Below are 19081 nucleotides of genomic sequence, written 5' to 3'. Positions count from 1 at the left end.
CCCTCCTAGGGCTCTAACCTCGCCGGACGATGGCCGCGAGTGCGTCCACGGCACGGTCGACGTCGTGGTTGTTGGTGTACGCAGCGAAGCTCAGGCGGCACGTGCCGACGTCGAGGCCGAGGTCGCGGTGGGCGAGGCTGGCGCAGTGGCAGCCGGCGCGGGCCTCGACCCCCTGCTCGTCGAGGGCCGCGGCCAGGTCGCGAGGGTCGGTTCCCCTGACGGTGAAGGCCAGCAACGGGGACCGGACCACGCCCGCCGGTGGGCCGTAGGTGTGCAGCCCCGGGATACCGCCTGTGCGGGCGAGCGCCCGGTCGGTGAGGCCGGCGACGTGGCTGTTGACCCGGTTCATGGCCGCCACCACGTCAGCGCGACAAAGTGGTGACCGGCTCTCGAACCGAGGCGGGTCTTCGGCGAGTGCCAGGTCGGCGAGGAGGCGTAGCGCCTGCGCGGACGCGATCACGCCCAGCACGTTCGGGGTGCCGGCGGCGAACTTCCACGGCAGCTCGCCGTACTCCACCCGGTCCGGTCCCACCTTCCCCTCGGCGACCATGTCGCCGCCGTACAGGAAGGGCAACGACCGTTCGAGCAACGGTCCGCGGGCGTAGAGGACGCCCACGCCGAAGGGCGCCAACATCTTGTGGAAGGAGAAGGCGAGGTAGTCGACGCCCAGCTCCTGTACGTCGATGAGCGTCGTCGGCGCCAGTTGAGCGGCGTCGACCAGCAGCAGCGAGCCACGCTCGCCCGTCGGTTGGAGGTAGCCACCGGCGTGGGCGATCGCCCGGATCCGGCCCAGCGGCGGTTTGCTGCCCAGGAAGTTGGAGGCGCCGCTCACGCACACGAGCTTCGTCCGGGAGTCGACCAGCCCGGCCAGGTGGTCCACGTCGAGCTGGCCGGTGTCGTGGTCGAAGCGGGCCACCCGGCACTCCACCGACCGGCCGAACCGCGGCAGCACCTCGCGGGCGAGGGCGTACCAGGGCACGAAGTTGGAGTTGTGCTCCACCAGCGTGGTGACCACGTTGTCGCCGTCGCGGAACTCCGTGAGCAGCGAGTACATCACGGCGTTGATCGCCTCGGTGGTGTTCCGATAGGTGGCGATCGTGCGTCGGCTCGGCGCGTTGATCCAGGTCGCGATCGTGTCGTAGGACTCCTCGAACCGCTCGGTCATGCGCTGCGACGCCGTGGACTGCCCACGGTGAACGCCTTCGTACCAGGGAGTAAGCCGTCGGTAGAGGTCGACCAGCTCCCGCGGGGTCTGCGTCGTGGCCGCATTGTTGGTGACGATCCGCCCGGTCGCCGGGAAGTCGAAGTGCGAGCGCATTGCCTCCACGTCGAGGCCTTCGATCGCCGGCACGGCCGCGGTGGCGTCCGGGCGGCGTTCGCGGCGCCGCTGCGGGAGTAGCCCGCCGCTGATCAGCCGCTCGCTCACGTATCCGTAGTGGTGGCCCATGCCAACCTCCTCGACACCGGTCAACAATCTACGCTGGTGTTCTGAGGGGTGCAACCAGCAATCCCCGTACACTGGTGTCGTGACGCACGAGCTGACACAGGCCGACGGCATCTCGCAGGACCGGATCCCCCTCACGGCCGCGCTGATTCGCGATTTCGTCAACACCCTCGACCATGAGCTCGGAACTGACGAGCTCGCCACCACCGCCGGCTTGACGAGCTTCCTGGTCGGCCACCAGCTGCTCACCGACGGCCCGGACGCCGACGAGGCCGAGCGCCAGGCGTCCGTGCGGCTGCGACAAGGCCTGCACGACGCACTCGGGCTCAACCACGCGGCCGAGCAGGCGCCGCTCGCGATGCTCGACGACGCGCTCGGCGCGCTCCGCATCCGCTTGCAGTGGGACGGTGGCGGAGTGGTCGCCACTCCGGCCGAGGACGGCGTCGCGGGCGCCCTGGCCCGGATCGGGTTGGCCGCCCACGAGGCACGCGCGGGCGGGCTCTGGTGGCGGCTCAAGATCTGCGCCTTCGACGAGTGCGAGTGGGCGTACTACGACCAGTCGAAGAACCGCTCCCGGCACTACTGCGAGTTCGGCTGCGGCAACAAGCTCAAGACGCGCGCCTACCGTGCGCGGCGTCGCGCCGACCAACGGACAACTCTCTGACCTGACCCGACCCGACCTGGGCGTGTCGCGGCACAGGGGCTGGCGCATACCAGTCTCGCAGCGATGACGTAGTGATAGCGCCGCCGAGCCGGACGCGCGGATGCCCGACTAGTCACGACGAGACGCGTCTGTGAATGGCCACCAAGTGGCCACCTCACGCCCACGTCGGCGGCCGCGCGCATCCGGATCTGGTCGCCCACTCCCCCATCAGTCCGCGCGGTGGCGGAATGACCTGACGATCACCCCAACCGACCGTATCTGCCGACGAACGGATGCGCTTTCCCAGCCGTTGGGCCGGTGCGTGAGGCGGTCCGCGCTCGGCGCGCAGACGCCTGGTCCGCTTCTGTGCTCCAGAACCACTGACGCCGCCGGACCAGTCTCTACGAGGTCGAGAGGAGAGGAGGTGGCGGGCAAGCGCTCACCTGAGCCCACTTCGAGTAGATGGCGTGTATGACGTCGAGGTAGAGCGAGATCAGGTTGCCGGAGCGGTCTGCCTCGTGAACCTCGGTGGCAGGCAGGTTCATGGATACACCGGTCTTAGTCTTCCGCAGCCGCCTGGCGTCGATTCCGGGCCTGATCAGGAGGACGAGGAACGGCGACGGCGGAATGAGGTGTTCGCGGACCCATGTGCGCCACTCCTCCCTCACCACCAGGACGTCCCAAGCGTCGTCGAACGCCTTCAAGTGGGCTGAGGTCAGAGCAGGATCCAGCCACGCCTTGCTGATCGAGGATCCCATCCGATACTGAAACCAGACCTGAGGCTCCACGGGACCGTCCGCATCTGGTGTCGGCTCGCGAGGTACGTCGGCCATTGCCGAAGCCTAGCCATCGGCTCGGCACGGAGCGGGCGTGCCGACGCGCACGGATCTGCCGCCGAGTCTCGCGGTGCTGCCGAGAGTCGGGCATGCCGCTCCGATCAGCTGGCGGTCCGAGAGGAACGTGCGCGTTCCTTGATCTCCTCGATAACGCTGGTCTTCGCCTCCGCGTAGGCGTTCATGTCTGACCACTCCCGCGTCATGAGGTCGCGTTTGGTGGCCTCGTAGAGGTGACGATCCTCCGGAACGGTACGAAGGTGGTCCCGCAGCAGCAGGTAGTCGTCGGCCGCCGGGTCGTCCGGTTCGAGGATGTGGATGTGCACGTCGCGCTGCTCGGTGCGCACCAGTCGATGGCCAGGCTCGCGAACGCGCAGGACGTACCCCGAGGCGAGCAAGGGATGGAGGTAGTCCTCCTCGGCGGTGATGTCAGGCACCGTCACCAGGACGTCGATGATTGGCTTGGCCGCAAGCCCGGGAACCGAGGTCGATCCGATGTGCTCGACCGCTTCGGCGATGTTGCCGATCGCGCTCCGCACGCGTGCCTCGTGCGTGGAGTACAAGTCCGCCCACACCGGGTCGTACTCGGCGAGGAAGAGTTCGCGCTTCTCCACGCCACCAACCAACAGGGCACCGGTCACATCAGCGCGTCGCCGGGTGTGGGTCACCGGTCGATCGTCCATTCGCCGAGGGTAGCCAAGCCGGCACCCAGTCAGTGAACGCCCCACTTCGCGGATCTTCATCCGACCATGCCGCGCCCTTCGCGGCTACGCTCGCCCGGATCTGCCGCCGATGGTGCGCGGTCTTGCCGATGACGGACGGCACTGCCTACACCTTCTCCGCCACGTTCCAGCGGCCGGATCTGGTGACCCTGGCGTCCGGACAGGTGCTCGTCTCCTACTCGGACGACCCTGACCACCCCTGAAGGAGACCGAGACGTGACACGAGGCCCGCGGCAGAGCCCCACCGACCCGACACACGAGGACAACTGGTCCGGCGGCTACTACGAGTTCTCGATCAAACTCGGCGCGGCCGACGACGCCCGGCTCGATGTGGCGTTGGCCGCGCTCTGGCATGCGGCTTCACTCCCGAAGCCTCTCCGGCGGCACCCCGACGAAGCGCCCGAAGTCTCGGCGCAAGCGTTGCTGGCCGGTCCTCTGAACGCTGTCGCGACCATCCCCGGACTGGGGTCATCACTCTGCGTAGTGATGGTGGGTCGAGCGGAGACGGATGACTCCGGTGTTGCCCTGGAGGACGCCGATTGGCTCGACCTGTGCCTACCCCTCGGCGCGCTCGCCAACCTTGACGAGCGCGTCGGTGGCTATCCGTTCGACGGGGACGGCGACACGAGAGGATGGCGCGAACCGATCGAACATTGGTTCGCGACCGTGGCATCCGCAGTGTTCGAGGCTGTCCCGTTCGTGCACGCCGTCACCGACGACGAGGTGTCGGGCTCCGAAGTGCCCGAAGTCCAGCAGGGACTGCAAGGAGTGTTCAGGCGCAGCCCCGAGGGCGGTCTGGAGGTCGAGCCAGTCCAGACCTGGTCCTGATAGACGAGCACCGAAACGCACTCGTCTGCCGCAAGTCGTGCACCCGACAAGGTGCGTACTTCGCCGCCTAACGGCTGAGCGTCGCCTCCACGTCGATCCCGGTGAGCTTCATGGGATTGCGGACGGCGTAGATCCGGGTGATCCGTCGGTCCTCGACGACGAACGTGATCGCCGTGTCGTGGCCGTCCTCCAGCCCGACGATCATGGCGCCGGGCGCTCCGTTGAGCAGGGTCGGCAGGACCGTCGCACCGGCTCCGAACTTCGGGAACGTGCGCAACAGGTTCGCCACCTTCTTCGCCCCCGTGACGGGTTGGGTGATCGCCTGGGCGACGCCTCCGCCGTCCGCCACGAGAACCACGTCCGGGGCGAGAGCATCCAGCAAGCCCTGCAGGTCACCGCCGGTCACCGCGGCGAGGAACCGCTCGACGACCTCCTGCTGCTCGTTGCGGCTCACCTCCCTCCGGGGGCGCCGGGCCGCGACGTGCTCGCGGGCCCGATGGGCGATCTGACGTACGGCGGCCGCGGACTTGTCGACCGCCTCCGCGATCTCGCCGTACGGCAGGTCGAACACCTCGCGCAGGACGAAGACGGCTCGCTCGGTCGGCGTCAGGGTCTCGAGGACCGTGAGCATCGCGAACGACACGCTCTCCGCCAGCTCGACGTCGTCTGCGACGTCCGGTGCCGTCAGCAGCGGTTCGGGCAGCCACTCGCCGACGTACTCCTCGCGCCGCCGGGCGTTCACCCGCAGCCGGTCCAGCGCCTTGCGGGTGACCATCCGGACCAGGAACGCACGCGGGTCGATGACCTCGGACCGGGCGGTCGAGCCGATGGCGTCCCAGCGGATCCAGGACTCCTGGACGACGTCCTCGGCGTCCACGGCCGAGCCGAGCATCTCGTAGGCGACGGTGAAGAGCAGCCCACGATGGGTGACGAACGGGTCCTGGGACACGCTCACGACCCTACGGCGGTGCGCGGGGCGAGCGGCTGGAGACCGCACGCCGCGGCGAAGCCGTCGGACTCGATGCCGAGCGCGACATTCGCGCGGGTCGTGAAGTTCGCGAACGCGATCACCGCGGTGAGCTCGACCACCGCGGAGTCGCCGAGCCGTGCGCGGAGCGAGGCGACGATCTCGTCGGTCACGGTCGGCTCCGTCTCCGTCATGGCATCGGCGTAGGCGAGCACCTCCCGCTCCAGCGACGTGAAGGCGTCGGAGTCACGCCAGCGAGGGATCTCCCGGGCCTTGGTCATGTCGAGGTTCTGGTTGTGGGCCTCGAAGTAGTTGAAGTCCAGGCACCAGGTGCAGCCGACCTTCGAGGCGACCGCCATGTGCGCGAACGACTTGAGCTGCTCGTCGCAGGCGTCCCACTTCTTGACCTTGCCCCCGACGGCGGCCAGGTCCATGAGCACCTTCTGGTTGTGCCAGTAGACGCCGATCGAGCTCGGCACCTGGCCCAGCGTCTTCCTGGCGAAGCGCTTGATCAGCGAGCCCTTGAAGCCGGTGATCTCGGCGGCGGGGATGCGGGTCGCTCCGGTCATGTCGTCCTCCTGTGGTGGTCGGTACGACATCAAGACGCCGGCGAGCGCCGATCTGTGACAACGGCGCGAGGCGCGCTCGCAGCGATCCGAGTCGTCGTCAGACTCGACGAGGCGGCAGAACGTCCGATGGTGAACGTAGGAACTCCCGTCCTCGGGAAACCACGACGTCTATCGCGGGACCGCCACGCCGACGCCCGCTACGCCCTCAGCTGCGAAGAGCCGCTCATGCGGTTTCAACGGCTGCGCCGGCCCGGTGCCCACGACGCTGGCCGAACCCAGAGGCCGGTTCGCGCTCGCGGGAGCTCGCGGTGCTCGACCGGCTGGAGCAGCTGAGCGATATCCGGTCGTGCTGCTCGCCGTCGCGAGCACAGGCATGGTCCTCCCGTAGGGTGCGGCACACGCCTTCGCCGCAGGAACCCGGTGCGATTCCGGGGCGGTTCCGCCACTGTGACCAGCCCGTGAGGGCTCGAGCCAGACACTGAGCCGAGGGTGATCCGACCGCTACACGGGGCGAGAACCCCGGAGGAGGAACCCGGCCATGGCCGCGTCCGTACGCATCTGCCTGCTCTCCACGTCCGATACCGACCTGCTCTCGGCTCGGGCCAGCGGCGCCGACTTCGCCCTGGCGAACCCGGCCCGCAGCACCGACGCCGAGCTGACCCGCTGCGTCGAGGGTGCCGACCTCGTCGTGATCCGGCTGCTCGGCTCGCCGCACGACCTGTGGCCGGGGATCGCCGAGGCGCGCGCCGCCGGCACCCCCGTCATCGTGCTGGGCGGAGAGCAGCAGCCCAGCGCGGAGCTGATGGAGCTGTCCAGCGTCCCGATCGGGATCGCCGCCGAGGGACACCGCTACCTGGCCGAGGGTGGCCCGGTGAACCTGGCCCAGCTGCACGCCTTCCTCTCCGACACCGTCCTGCTCAACGGCGAGGGCTTCGAGCCCCCCGCGGTGATCCCGACGTGGGGCTTCGCCGAACGCCGGGGCCCGGCGGATCCGAGCCGTCCGCGGATCGGCATCCTCTACTACCGGGCCCACCAGGCCAGCGGCAACACCGCCTTCGCGCACGGCCTGGCCGACGCGGTCGACGCCACCGGCGGGGCAGTCGGAGTCCCGATCTTCGCCGGCTCGCTGCGCAGCGCCCCCGACGACCTGTACGACGCCCTCGGCACCCTCGACGCCCTGGTCGTCACCGTGCTCGCCGCGGGCGGCAGCGTCCCCGCGTCGGTGAGCGCCGGCGGCGACGACGAGACCTGGGACGTCGAACGCATCGCCGCTCTCGACCTCCCGATCCTCCAGGGGCTGTGCCTGACCAGCAGCCGAGCGGAGTGGGAGGCCAACGACGACGGCGTCACCCCGCTGGACTCGGCCAACCAGATCGCGATCCCGGAGTTCGACGGCCGGATCATCACCGTCCCGTTCTCGTTCAAGGAGATCGACGCCGACGGCCTCCCCCGCTACGTCGCCGACCCCGAGCGCTGTCGCCGGGTCGCCACCCTCGCCGTCAACCACGCCCGGCTCCGGCACGTGCCCAACGGCGAGAAGAAGGTCGCGCTGGTGCTCTCGGCGTACCCGACCAAGCACGCGCGGATAGGCAACGCCGTCGGGCTGGACACCCCGGTGTCCACGATCCGGCTGCTGCGCCGGCTCCGCGACGCCGGCTACGACCTCGGCGCACCCGGCGCGGTGCCCGGGCTGGACCTGGACGACGACACCGAGGCCGGCGACGCGCTGATCCACGCGATGATCGCCGCGGGCGGGCAGGACGAGGAGTGGCTGACCTCCGACCAGCTCACCGACGCCCACGTCCGGATCAGCGCCGAGCAGTACGCCCGCTGGACCGCGGATCTGCCCGCCGGGTTGCGGGACGAGATGGTGCAGGCCTGGGGCGAGGCGCCCGGCTCGCTCTTCGTCAACGAGTACGGCGAGCTCGTGCTGGCCACCCTGGTGGCGGGCAACGTCGTGCTGCTGATCCAGCCGCCCCGTGGCTTCGGCGAGAACCCGGTCGCGATCTACCACGACCCCGACCTCGCCCCGTCCCACCACTACCTGGCCGCCTACCGGTGGCTGGAGGCTCCGGAGCCGGACGGCGGTTTCGGTGCCCACGCGGTCGTGCACCTCGGCAAGCACGGGTCGCTGGAGTGGCTGCCCGGCAAGAACGCCGCTCTGTCGGCGGCGTGCGGGACCGACGCGGTGCTCGGCAGCCTGCCGCTGTTCTACCCGTTCCTCGTCAACGACCCGGGCGAGGGAGCCCAGGCCAAGCGCCGTGCCCACGCCACCATCGTCGACCACCTGGTCCCGCCGATGGCCCGGGCCGAGTCGTACGGCGACATCGCCCGCCTGGAGCAGCTGCTCGACGAGTACGGCAACATCGCTGCGATGGACCCGGCGAAGCTGCCGGCGATCCGGGGCGAGATCTGGGCCCTGATGCGGGCCGCGGAGCTGCACCGCGACCTCGGTCTGGACGAGCGTCCGGAGGACGAAGACTTCGACGACTTCCTGCTGCACGTCGACGGGTGGCTGTGCGAGATCAAGGACGTGCAGATCCGCGACGGGCTGCACGTCCTCGGCCAGGCCCCGACCGGTGATGCGCTGGTCAACCTCGTGCTCGCGATCCTGCGCGCCTCCCAGGTCTGGGGCGGCGTCGGGCACGCCGTACCCGGGCTGCGCGCCGCCCTCGGGCTGAGTGACGGGGCGAGCACCGCCGAGGCCGACGCCTTCGAGGAGCAGGCCCGTGCCCTGGTCACCGCGCTGGCCGAGGCCAACTGGGACGCCGCCGTCGTCGACGGCCTGCACGCCGACCCGGCGGTGCGCCAGGCCCTGATCTTCGCCGCCACCGAGGTGGTCCCGCGGCTGGCCGCCACCACCGACGAGCTGGACACCCTGCTGCACGCGCTCGAGGGCGGGTACGTCGCTGCCGGGCCCTCCGGGTCTCCGCTGCGCGGCCTGGTCAACGTGCTGCCGACCGGTCGCAACTTCTACACCGTCGACCCGCGCGCGGTGCCGTCCCGGCTGGCCTGGCAGACCGGGCAGGCGATGGCGGAGTCGCTGGTCCAGCGCTACCTCGACGAGACCGGCGAGTACCCGACCTCGGTGGGTCTCTCGGTCTGGGGCACCTCGGCGATGCGCACCTCCGGCGACGACGTCGCCGAGGTGCTGGCCCTGCTGGGGGTGCGCCCGGAGTGGGACGAGATGTCGCGCCGGGTCAACACCCTCACCGTCATCGACCTGGCCGAGCTCGGCCGTCCCCGCATCGACGTCACGGTCCGGATCTCCGGGTTCTTCCGCGACGCGTTCCCGCACGTGGTGGCGATGCTCGACGACGCCGTCCAGCTGGTCGCCGGCCTCGACGAGGCCGACGAGTCGAACTACGTCCGCGCCCACGCCCGGGCCGACCTCGCCGAGCACGGCGATGCCCGCCGGGCCACCACCCGGATCTTCGGCTCCAAGCCGGGCTCCTACGGGGCCGGGATCCTGCAGGTGGTCGAGTCCGGCAGCTGGCGCGACGACAACGACCTCGCCGAGGTGTACACCGCCTGGGGCGGCTTCGCCTACGGCCGGGGTCTGGACGGCGCCCCGGCGGCCGACGACATGCGCACGGCGTACCGCCGGATCAAGGTCGCGGCGAAGAACGTCGACAGCACCGAGCACGACATCGCCGACTCCGACGACTACTTCCAGTACCACGGCGGGATGATCGCGACCGTCCGGGCGCTGACCGGCGCCGACCCGAAGGCGTACGTCGGGGACTCGACCTCGCCGTACGCCGTACGCACCCGGACCCTGCAGGAGGAGACCAACCGGGTGTTCCGCGCTCGGGTGGTCAACCCGCGCTGGATCGGCGCCATGCAGCGGCACGGCTACAAGGGCGCCTTCGAGCTGGCCGCGACGGTCGACTACCTCTTCGGCTTCGACGCCACGGCCGGTGTGGTGCACGACTGGATGTACGAGGCGCTGGCCAGCTCCTACGTGCTCGACGCGACCAACCAGGAGTTCCTGCGCAAGTCGAACCCGTGGGCGCTGCGTGGCATCGTGGAGCGGCTGCACGAGGCGGCCGAGCGGGGCCTGTGGGCCGAGCCCGACACCGAGACCCTCGCCTCGCTGCAGAAGGTCTACCTGGAGGTCGAGGGCGACCTGGAGGACGACGACCAGTGGACCCGAGGACAGCAGTGACCCACGTGCACGTGGTCGGCATCGGGATGGGTCCCCAGCACCTGACCCAGGAGGCGTCCGCGACCCTGCGGGCGGCCGACTACGCGCTCGCGGTCCGCAAGGGCGCGGACGACGACCTGCTCGAGGTGCGCCGGCTGATCTGTGCCGAGCACGGCCTGCCCCTGGTCGAGATCCCCGACCCGGAGCGGGACCGCGACGACCCGGCCGACTACCCGGGGGCGGTCGCCGCGTGGCACGCCGCCCGGGTCGAGGCGTACGCCGACGAGCTGACCGCGCGAGGCGGGTCCGCCGCCGTCCTGGTGTGGGGCGACCCGTCGCTCTACGACTCGACGCTGCGGATCCTGGACCGGCTCGGTGAGCGACCCGACCTGTCCGGGAGCCTGACCTGGGACGTGATCCCGGGCATCAGCGCCCCGCAGCTCCTGGCCGCCCGGCACCGGATCGTGCTGCACCGGGTCGGCCGGCCGGTGCACCTCACCACCGCCCGCCGGCTGCCGGAGGCGGTGGCGGCCGGTCAGCGCACCATCGTCGTCATGCTCGGCTCAGCTGCGAGCCTGGCGCAGCTCGACGAGCTGCCCGACTGGGAGATCTGGTGGGGCGCCAACCTCGGCGCGACCGGCGAGCAGCTGGTCGCCGGTCGGGTGGGCACGGTGCTCCCGGCCCTCCGTGCAGCCCGCGAGACCGCCCGCCGCCAGGCCGGGTGGGTGATGGACGCGTTCCTGCTCCAGGCGCCCGACGAGGTGCACCGGTGAGCGGGCTGCTCGTGGCCGGGACCACCTCGGACGCCGGCAAGTCGATCGTCACCACCGGACTCTGCCGCGCCTTCGCCCGCCGGGGAATCTCCGCGGCGCCGTACAAGGCGCAGAACATGTCGAACAACTCCATGGTCTGCATCGACCGGGACGGCAGCACCGCGGAGATCGGCCGCGCGCAGTGGGTGCAGGCCCGGGCCGCCCGGGTGGCGCCGGAGCCCGCGATGAACCCCGTCCTGCTCAAGCCGGGCTCGGATCGACGCAGCCACGTGGTGGTGATGGGCCGCCCGGCCGGCGAGGTGTCGGCGACCGACTTCGCAACGGGCCGCCGTCACCTCGCGCGCGCGGCCCACGCGGCGTACGACGACCTGGCCGGCCGCTTCGACGTGGTCGTGGCCGAGGGCGCCGGGAGCCCGGCCGAGATCAACCTGCGCACCAGCGACTACGTGAACATGGGCCTGGCCCGGCATGCCGGCCTGCCGGTCGTGGTGGTCGGCGACATCGACCGGGGCGGACTCTTCGCGGCCATGTTCGGCACCCTGGCGCTGCTGGAGCCCGCCGACCAGGCGCTGGTCGCGGGGTTCGTCGTCAACAAGTTCCGGGGCGACCTCGACCTGCTCCGACCCGGGCTGGCGCAGCTGACGGCACTGACCGGCCGCCCCGTGCACGGGGTGCTCCCCTGGCACCCGGATCTCTGGCTGGACTCCGAGGACGCCCTCGACCTCGACGGGCGGAGGGGCACCGACACCGCCCGGGTCCGGGTCGCGGTCATCCGGCTGCCTCGGATCAGCAACTTCACCGACGTCGACGCGCTGGGTCTGGAGCCCGCCCTCGACGTCGTCTTCGCCTCCGAGCCCCGCGACCTGGCCGACGCACACCTGGTGGTGCTGCCCGGCACCCGGGCCACGCTCGCCGACCTGGCCTGGCTGCGGGAGCGCGGACTGGACTCCGCCCTCCGCGCCCATGCGCGATCGGGGCGGCCGCTGCTCGGGATCTGCGGCGGCTTCCAGATGCTCGGCAGCACGGTGTCCGACCCGGACGGCGTCGAGGGCGACCCCGGCGCCTCGGCCGCGGGCCTGGACCTGCTGCCGGTCACCACCACCTTCACCGGCGACAAGGTGCTGCGCCTGCCGACGGGCGAGGCGCTCGGTGCGGCTGCGACCGGCTACGAGATCCACCACGGCCGGGTCGTCCGAGCCGACGGCGCCGAGGAGTTCCTCGGCGGTGCCCGCTCCGGCCGGGTCTTCGGCACCATGTGGCACGGCAGCCTCGAGGGCGACGACCTCCGAGCCGCGTTCCTGGCCGAGGTCGCCGGCATCGAACCCTCCGGGGTCAGCTTCCCGGCCGCACGTGAACGGCGCCTGGAGCTCCTCGCCGACCTGGTCGAGGAGCACCTCGACGTCGAGGCGCTGCTCGCGCTGGCCCGCGAGGGCGCTCCGCCCGACCTGCCGGTCCTGAACGTCGGCGGTGTCCGATGAGGGTGTTGCTGCTCGGTGGCACCGCCGAGGCGCGCGAGCTGGCACGGCTGCTGGTCGAGGCCGGCATCGACGTGACGTCCTCGCTCGCAGGGCGGGTGGCCCGGCCGCGGCTCCCGGTCGGACCGGTCCGGATCGGTGGCTTCGGCGGCGTGTCCGGTCTGCGCACGGCGCTGACGTCGTACGACGTGGTCGTCGACGCGACCCACCCCTTCGCCCGCGGGATGAGCGCGAACGCCGTCGAGGCGTGCGTCGCGGACTCGGTCCCGCTGCTCCGGCTGGAGCGACCCGGCTGGGAGCCGGACCCGGCCTGGCACCGCGTGGCGACCCACGCCGAGGCCGCGGTCCGCGCCGCCGAGCTCGGCGGTCGCCCGTTCCTGACCGTGGGTCGCCAGGAGCTGAGCCGGTTCGTGCCCGACCTCGGCGACCTCCCGGTGCTCGCTCGGGTGGTGGACGCCCCCGACCTGGACCTGCCGGCACCGTGGCGGCTGCTCACCAGCCGGGGGCCGTACACGCTGGACGGTGACCTCGCGGTGATGCGCGAGCACGGCACCGACGTGCTGGTGACCAAGGACTCCGGCGGGACCTACACCTGGCCGAAGCTGCAGGCCGCCGCGGTCCTCGGCGCCCCGGTGGTCGTTGTTTCCCGGCCCGAGCCGGACCCACGGGCGCTGGTGGTCAGCGCCGTGGGCCCGGCCCTCGACTGGGTGCTCAGGCGGTCGCGCGCTCGCTGAGCTCGAGTCGGCTCAGCAGCCACGTGAGCGCGACGCCGAGCGAGCCCCAGAGCGCGGCGAGGGTCAGCAGCGACGAGATCCGGAACTCCCAGAGCACGTCGGCCGGGAAGTCCCCGATCTCGTTGACCGTGGGCATCGCGACGGCCGCGACCACCATCACCATGACGTACGACGCGGCGGCGGCGACCACGGCGGCGTACCCGCCCAGTCGCGGCGCCAGCCGCCGGGCCAGGGCGACCACGGCGACCATCGCGACCACGGAGATCAGGGCGAAGGCGAAGTAGTAGCCGGTGCGCGAGCCGATGGTGTCACCGCTGCCCACCGCGGGCGGCGCGGCGGGGTACTTCAGGAACGGCAGCAGCGAGTAGGCGAGGAAGCCCAGCGCGGTGACCAGCGCGGTCGAGCCGACCAGCGAGAGCCGGCCGATCCGGCCGGCGACGGCGGCCGCGAGGAGGGACAGGATGCCGCCCAGGGCCACGCCGACGGCGACGGTCGCGGTGGCGAGGCCCCAGCTCTTCTGCGTGGTCCGGGAGATGCCGCCCTCCTCCTCGTCCCCGTGGGAGTGGGCGGCCTCGCCGTCGTCGTGGGGGTGGTCGTCCGCGGCGACCGGCTCGGCAGCCGCTGCCGACTCCTCCAGCCCGATGGCGGTGTCGATGGGCGGCTCGCCGACGGTGAAGGCGACGAGGAAGGCGAAGAGCCCGGCGATCAGGCCCGCGAGCAGGCCGCGGACCAGGAAGTTGCGTGCAGTCACGATGTGGATCCGGTTTCTGTGGTCGTCAAAGGAGCCGTGCGGTCGGCACGGCTGAGGATCGCCCGGTCAGGGGCGGGTGCGGGCTCGGAGCCCCTGGCTCAGTGGCAGGGGTAGCCCAGCAGGTGACGACCGTCGTGGACCCACTCGTGGATGGCGGTGCCGGCGGGGATCGAGACCGCGCCCTGGTCGGCGCTGACGAAGAAGATCACCAGCAGGCCGAGAAGGCCGACGAACAGCGCCCAGGGGGCGAGCTCGCGCAGGTCGACGGTGGGAAGTTCGGGGGCGCCGACAATCGGCGCCGCAGCAATCTGCGACATTTCTACTCCTCAGGGTGATGCGCCCTGGTTGGGTGGGATTCGGACGAGTGCCTGGGTCTGACTTCACCGCCGAGGCGGTGTCACAGCAGCGCGACTGTGCCGGATTCACACCGGCTTCCATGGCATTCGCTAGGCGGAGCCTACGCCCGGTCCGGCGGCCGCCGGGCAGGGGCTCGCCGGCTGGTACGTCGCGCCTCGAAGTGGTGCGTGCGAAGCCGGTGGCGCTCCGGCGCGCTCCTACGGCGACGGTCCTCCCGAGGTGGCCACCGCGCCGTCGTACCTCACCGACGCGACGGAGTGGCCGACCCTGATCGCTCTCGCCCGCCCGGTCACCCGCGGCGGCCCGGGTCTCACCGCACCGGCCTGGGAGCACGTACCCGCCCACCATCGCCCGGTGTCCGTCTGCCGCGGACCGCGTTGCACCGCAGCAGGGCCGAGGAGTCCTGGAAGGCCTGGTCCACGAGATGATGCGCTCCGGACTGGGCGACGACGTCCTCGTCACCCACACCGGCTGCCAGTTCCCCTGCAACCAGGCCCCCGTGGTCACCGTGCAGCCCCGACGACGTCTGGTACAGCGGGGTCTCCACCACCGCTGCCCCGGAGATCGTGGCCGGTCACCTACTCAGGGGCACCCCGGTCGAGAGGCTGCGATTCCACAGGCGCCTGCGACTGACGGTTCTGCGGCGCGGCATCTCCCCGCGTCGATCGCGGCGAATAGACGCACTCATGCGGCGGCAGATGCCATCGGGTCGGGTACGTGCGTGCGTCTGCGTCCCAGCGTTGCCCTGGGGTGCCTGGGAATCACGGGGCAGGTGTGGCAACTAATGGGACTGCATCACCGAGGGTTTCGGCCCACAGTGGTGTCTGAGTCCACCGGCGGGTGAGCACTCGCGGCTACAGGCCTTCGAGGTCCATCTCTAGATCGTGTCCCCGCCGGTGAACGAGGAGGCGTGATGGCTGCTGGGATGCCGTGGCCCCACCGCGGTGGTGAGCACTGAACCATTAGTTCGCTGCAAGCTTCCTCCAGACCGATCTGTTCACGGCGGAAGGAGAAGCTGGTGCTGTTCTTGGGCGACGACTGGGCCGAGGCTCATCACGACGTCGAACTGCAAGACGAGCACGGGCGCGTGCTCGCCCGACGAAGACTGCCCGAAGGAGTCGCCGGTCTGGCGCAACTACACGCCCTGATCAGCGATCATCTCGACGACCACGCCGAACCGGAGTCGGTCCTGGTCGGCATCGAGACCGACCGCGGCGGATGGGTCCAGGCACTGGTCGCAACCGGGTACGTCGTCTACGCGATGAACCCGTTGAAGGTGGCGCGCTATCGCGAGCGGCACACCACCTCCGGCGCCAAGAGCGATCCCGGCGACGCGCACGTTCTGGCCGAGATCGTCCGTGCCGACCGCAGCCACCATCGAGTGGTGACCGGCGACAGCGAGCTGGTCGAGGCTGTCAAGACACTGGCACGCACGCATCAGACGATGATCTGGACCCGGCAACGACAGACCAACCAGCTGCGATCGATGCTGCGCGAGTTCTACCCCGCCGCACTGGAGGCGTTCAGCACCGACCTGGCCGGACGTGACGCGCTGGCCGTGCTGGCCATCGCACCTACACCCGACACCGGCAGATCACTGACGCGGTCCAGGGTCATCAGCGTCATGCGGAAGACGGGCCGGCAACGCAACTTGCAGTCCCGCGCCGAGGAGATCCTGACCGCGCTTCAAACCGACCAGCTCGAGTTGCCCAGGCATTTGACCGAGGCCTACGGACTCAGCGTCCGATCAATGATCGCGGTCCTAAGCGGCGTGGTCGCCCAGGCTGCCGCCCTCGAAGCCGAGGTCAGCCGTTGTTTTGGCCAGCACCCGGACGCTGAGATCATCAGCAGCCAACCCGGACTCGGGGTGGTCCTCGGCGCCCGGGTGCTGGCCGAGTTCGGTGACGACAAGGACCGCTTCCTCGACGCCAAGGCCCGTCGCAACTACGCCGGCACCAGTCCCATCACCAAGACCTCGGGAACCCGACGAGTCGTCCTCGCCAGGTACGCGCGCAACAGGCGCCTCGCGGACGCCGTGCACCAACAAGCATTCGCCGCGCTCAACGCCTCACCCGGCGCCCGAGCGTTCTACGACCACCACCGCGCCCGCGGCGCCACCCATCACCAAGCACTCCGCACCCTGGCGAACCGACTCGTCGGGATCCTCGACGGATGCCTACGCCACCGCACCGCCTACGACGAATCCACCGCCTGGTCGCACCGCGCCAACCTCGCCGCTTGACGACTTAGGCACCTGGGATATCTAGGGAGCCCGATAACGGGTACCGATCTGCACACCATCCCGGTGCTTCCGGGACCTAGGAGAGGTTGTGCCATGGACGTCGATGCACGGGACACGAAGAAGTCTGGCCTGCAACGCGCTGCCGGCGCGGTAGGCGCTGTGTTCCTCTTGGTCGGGATCTTGGGCTTTATCCCCGGCATCACTACCGACTACTCCACGATGGAGTTCGCGGGCCATGAGTCAGACGCGAAACTGCTCGGCATCTTTGAAGTCTCCATCCTCCACAACATCGTCCACCTGCTCTTCGGTGTCGCTGGTCTTGCGATGGCCAGGACTTGGGACAGCGCACGCGCCTACTTGATCGGTGGCGGGGCCATCTACCTCGTCCTCTGGATCTACGGCCTGCTCATTGACCACGAGAGCGCGGCCAACTTCGTGCCACTCAACGACGCTGACAACTGGCTCCACCTCGTGCTTGGCCTCGGCATGATCGCGCTCGGAGTGCTCCTTGCGAAGCGGGACCGCGACAACCGTGGACACCACGACGGCCGCTGAGCACGACAGACTGTCTAAGGTGGAGAAGCCTTGTCAGCCGGGTCGAAGGACAGTGCCTCTGACCCGAGGTGCCTGACTAGTCATTCAGGGCCGGCGGGACTGCCGGGCGGTCGCGTAGGAGGGCTCTCTGAGCTGGCGGACCCAGTCGTAGGGCTCGAGGTCGGGCAGTACGTTTCTGACGGGGTCGAATGACACGGGCATGTCTGCATGTCGGACGGGTCCGTATGGAGCGACAGGTCGGCAAATGGATGCCACCCGCCTGAGCGGGTGGCCCAGGCCAGCTCGACCCTGCTCTCGCCTCGAAACACCGCGGAGAGAAGTACCGCTCCGACAGGTGTGCGATATGGCAGCAACGTGGTCATCGGTCTCCGGTACGGCGACCGGGCAGCGGTGAGCGTGAAGCGGGTGAGCCGTCCGAGCCCCGTCGAAGCGAACAACAAGTCACCGTGGCAGCCCCCTTCGGTCGGCACCGGATGGCAAGGCCATGGATGTCCGGGACGGGAGGCGGTAGTCCGATTGCTCGGGACTGCCGGACCAGCACGAGGTCCTCGCCTGCGTGGTCCAGCCAGGCTGCGCCGGTCAGACCCTGGGAACGGACCCGGTGCAGGGTGCCCTGAACGACAGAGCCCCGGGGGTGCAGTGGGCTTGGTAGCCGGCCGGGCGGCGATCCATCCGAGTTGCGGCGCCGAGCAGCTGACCACCGGTGTACGAGGCGGCGCGGGCCGCCGAATCGAGAGCGCTCACGTGCCATCGGTACCCGCTCACGGCTGGCTACACGCGACGAGACCCCCGCAACGCCACAATGATCGGCTCCGCTGCGCAAAGTCGGTCACTCAGCTCTCGGCACGCAGGACGTTCCCGTGACATTGTGCGGAGCAGATGAGGAAAGCTGAGGACGAGTTGAAGATCTTGGTCACGGGCGCGACCGGTTACGTCGGCGGGCGACTGGTGCCCTTGTTGCTCGAGCGCGGCCATGAGGTGCGCACCACCACGACCAACCCGGATCGCGAACAGCCGTGGTGGGGCGACCGGGTGGAGACCGTCGTCATGGACGCGCTCGACCCGGACCGGGTCACGGCCGCCTGCGAGGGCGTGAGCGCGGTCTACTACTTGATCCACGGGATGGGCGGCGACGACTTTGCCGAGACAGACCGCAAGGCAGCGACTAACTTCGCGGCGGGTGTACGTGCCCAGGCTGTCGACCGGATTGTGTATCTCTCCGGGCTTGTCCCCGACGTCGGTGAGTCCGAGCTCTCCGAGCACATCCGGTCTCGACGCGACGTCGAACAGATTCTCAGCGATGTGCCCGCGACCGTCGTCGTGCTGCGCGCTGCGGTACTCCTGGGCAGCGGGTCCACCTCCTTCGAGATCATCCGCCAGGTCAGCGAACGGATGCCCGTGCACACCGTGCCGTCGTGGATGGACTCCATGGTGCAGCCGATCGCCGTCGTCGACGTGCTCGAGGCGCTGGTCGGAGCGCTGGAGTACACCGGTCCCTCGCGCCATTTCGACGTGGGCGGACCCGACCAGGTGCGCTACAGCGCGCTACTCGAGGCCTACAGCTCACACGCCGGTCTCAAGCGACCGCAGGTCAATGTGCCGCTGCTGCCGACAGCCCTTGTCGGCGCCCTGGTAGGCAGCCTCACCGACGTACCTCGCTCAACGGTCGAGGCGCTGGTCGAGAGCCTCCATCACGACATGGTCGTCATCGACGGCGACTTCCAGACGATCCTGCTGCCACAGGGACACCGCCTCATGGGACTCGACGAAGCCTTCAGACGTGCGCTTGCCCCGCCAAGGACGGTGCCCGAGAACTCGGACCCGATGGGGCCACTGCCGCAGGACCCGGCCTGGGCCAGCGGCGGCGACGACCGGCCCGCACTGGCCAAAGTGGTCGACGCAGCCAAGGACATCTTGCCCAAACTGTGAGCCGCTCAGCCCCGAATTGCGCGGTCTCCAACCGATCGGAACAAACAGCCCGGCGTGGTCCACTTCGAGCTAGCCCATTCTGGGCGCAAAGCCGCACGCTGATCGAAGCGCT

16 protein-coding genes and 2 riboswitches are annotated in these 19081 nt (G+C 70.2%); of the genes, 9 read left to right on the top strand and 7 right to left on the bottom strand.

What is annotated here, in order from left to right; genetic code table 11:
• Positions 1 to 13: 13 nt before the first annotated feature.
• Positions 14 to 1447: an aminotransferase class V-fold PLP-dependent enzyme gene (locus tag MUB56_RS15990; protein ID WP_244928003.1), complete on the bottom strand. Its 1434-nt coding sequence runs from the start codon at positions 1445 to 1447 to the stop codon at positions 14 to 16.
• Positions 1448 to 1526: 79 nt separating this feature from the next.
• Here MUB56_RS15990 and MUB56_RS15985 point away from each other — a divergent pair, with 79 nt between their 5' ends.
• Positions 1527 to 2108, top strand: coding sequence for a CGNR zinc finger domain-containing protein (locus tag MUB56_RS15985; RefSeq protein WP_244928002.1), 582 nt, complete (start codon positions 1527 to 1529; stop codon positions 2106 to 2108).
• 380 nt (positions 2109 to 2488) lie between these two features.
• Here the strand turns inward: MUB56_RS15985 and MUB56_RS15980 are convergent, their stop codons facing one another.
• Both MUB56_RS15980 and MUB56_RS15975 read right to left on the bottom strand, forming a co-directional pair.
• Complete coding sequence (locus MUB56_RS15980) at positions 2489 to 2920, bottom strand: hypothetical protein (protein WP_244928001.1); 432 nt, start codon at positions 2918 to 2920, stop codon at positions 2489 to 2491.
• Positions 2921 to 3024: 104 nt separating this feature from the next.
• Positions 3025 to 3603: a GrpB family protein gene (locus tag MUB56_RS15975; protein WP_244928000.1), complete on the bottom strand. Its 579-nt coding sequence runs from the start codon at positions 3601 to 3603 to the stop codon at positions 3025 to 3027.
• A 255-nt stretch (positions 3604 to 3858) separates the two neighbouring features.
• Between MUB56_RS15975 and MUB56_RS15970 the strand changes: the two genes are divergently transcribed.
• Positions 3859 to 4470, top strand: coding sequence for a hypothetical protein (locus MUB56_RS15970; protein WP_244927999.1), 612 nt, complete (start codon positions 3859 to 3861; stop codon positions 4468 to 4470).
• Between the two features lie 67 nt (positions 4471 to 4537).
• Here the strand turns inward: MUB56_RS15970 and MUB56_RS15965 are convergent, their stop codons facing one another.
• Both MUB56_RS15965 and MUB56_RS15960 read right to left on the bottom strand, forming a co-directional pair.
• Positions 4538 to 5419: an RNA polymerase sigma-70 factor gene (locus tag MUB56_RS15965; RefSeq protein WP_244927998.1), complete on the bottom strand. Its 882-nt coding sequence runs from the start codon at positions 5417 to 5419 to the stop codon at positions 4538 to 4540.
• 2 nt (positions 5420 to 5421) lie between these two features.
• A complete protein-coding gene (locus MUB56_RS15960) occupies positions 5422 to 6006 on the bottom strand; it encodes a carboxymuconolactone decarboxylase family protein (protein ID WP_244927997.1) in 585 nt (194 codons plus the stop codon).
• Between the two features lie 370 nt (positions 6007 to 6376).
• Positions 6377 to 6509: riboswitch (cobalamin riboswitch) on the top strand.
• 35 nt (positions 6510 to 6544) lie between these two features.
• Here MUB56_RS15960 and cobN point away from each other — a divergent pair.
• The 4 genes from cobN to MUB56_RS15940 are packed head-to-tail and all read left to right on the top strand — an operon-like array spanning position 6545 to position 13135.
• Positions 6545 to 10174, top strand: coding sequence for a cobaltochelatase subunit CobN (cobN, locus tag MUB56_RS15955; RefSeq protein WP_244927996.1), 3630 nt, complete (start codon positions 6545 to 6547; stop codon positions 10172 to 10174).
• Positions 10171 to 10926, top strand: a complete 756-nt coding sequence (cobF, locus tag MUB56_RS15950) for a precorrin-6A synthase (deacetylating) (protein WP_244927995.1) — start codon at positions 10171 to 10173, stop codon at positions 10924 to 10926. Before cobN ends, cobF begins: the two co-directional genes overlap by 4 nt.
• The gene (locus MUB56_RS15945; RefSeq protein WP_244927994.1) at positions 10923 to 12404 is read left to right on the top strand and encodes a cobyric acid synthase; all 1482 of its coding nucleotides are present in this window, start codon (positions 10923 to 10925) and stop codon (positions 12402 to 12404) included. Before cobF ends, MUB56_RS15945 begins: the two co-directional genes overlap by 4 nt.
• Entirely contained in the window at positions 12401 to 13135 is a 735-nt protein-coding gene (locus tag MUB56_RS15940) for a cobalt-precorrin-6A reductase (protein ID WP_244927993.1), read from the top strand. Before MUB56_RS15945 ends, MUB56_RS15940 begins: the two co-directional genes overlap by 4 nt.
• Here the strand turns inward: MUB56_RS15940 and MUB56_RS15935 are convergent.
• Both MUB56_RS15935 and MUB56_RS15930 read right to left on the bottom strand, forming a co-directional pair.
• The gene (locus MUB56_RS15935) at positions 13113 to 13886 is read right to left on the bottom strand and encodes a CbtA family protein (RefSeq protein ID WP_244927992.1); all 774 of its coding nucleotides are present in this window, start codon (positions 13884 to 13886) and stop codon (positions 13113 to 13115) included. The genes MUB56_RS15940 and MUB56_RS15935 overlap by 23 nt on opposite strands.
• 98 nt (positions 13887 to 13984) lie before the next feature.
• Positions 13985 to 14203 (bottom strand): CbtB-domain containing protein, encoded by a 219-nt coding sequence (locus MUB56_RS15930; protein WP_244927991.1) that lies wholly within the window; start codon positions 14201 to 14203, stop codon positions 13985 to 13987.
• A 55-nt stretch (positions 14204 to 14258) separates the two neighbouring features.
• Positions 14259 to 14322: riboswitch (cobalamin riboswitch) on the bottom strand.
• 939 nt (positions 14323 to 15261) lie between these two features.
• Here MUB56_RS15930 and MUB56_RS15925 point away from each other — a divergent pair.
• The 3 genes from MUB56_RS15925 (at position 15262) to MUB56_RS15915 (ending at position 18969) form a co-directional block, all read left to right on the top strand.
• Positions 15262 to 16485: an IS110 family transposase gene (locus MUB56_RS15925; protein ID WP_244927990.1), complete on the top strand. Its 1224-nt coding sequence runs from the start codon at positions 15262 to 15264 to the stop codon at positions 16483 to 16485.
• A gap of 93 nt (positions 16486 to 16578) precedes the next feature.
• A complete protein-coding gene (locus tag MUB56_RS15920) occupies positions 16579 to 17040 on the top strand; it encodes a DUF4383 domain-containing protein (RefSeq protein WP_244927989.1) in 462 nt (153 codons plus the stop codon).
• Between the two features lie 879 nt (positions 17041 to 17919).
• Positions 17920 to 18969, top strand: coding sequence for an NAD(P)H-binding protein (locus MUB56_RS15915; protein WP_244927988.1), 1050 nt, complete (start codon positions 17920 to 17922; stop codon positions 18967 to 18969).
• Positions 18970 to 19081 lie beyond the last annotated feature (112 nt).

The organism is Nocardioides sp. W7, from assembly GCF_022919075.1.
Lineage (GTDB): Bacteria > Actinomycetota > Actinomycetes > Propionibacteriales > Nocardioidaceae > Nocardioides.
Note: the sequence above shows the minus strand (reverse complement) of the source record. Positions and strands in the feature narration are given on the sequence as shown.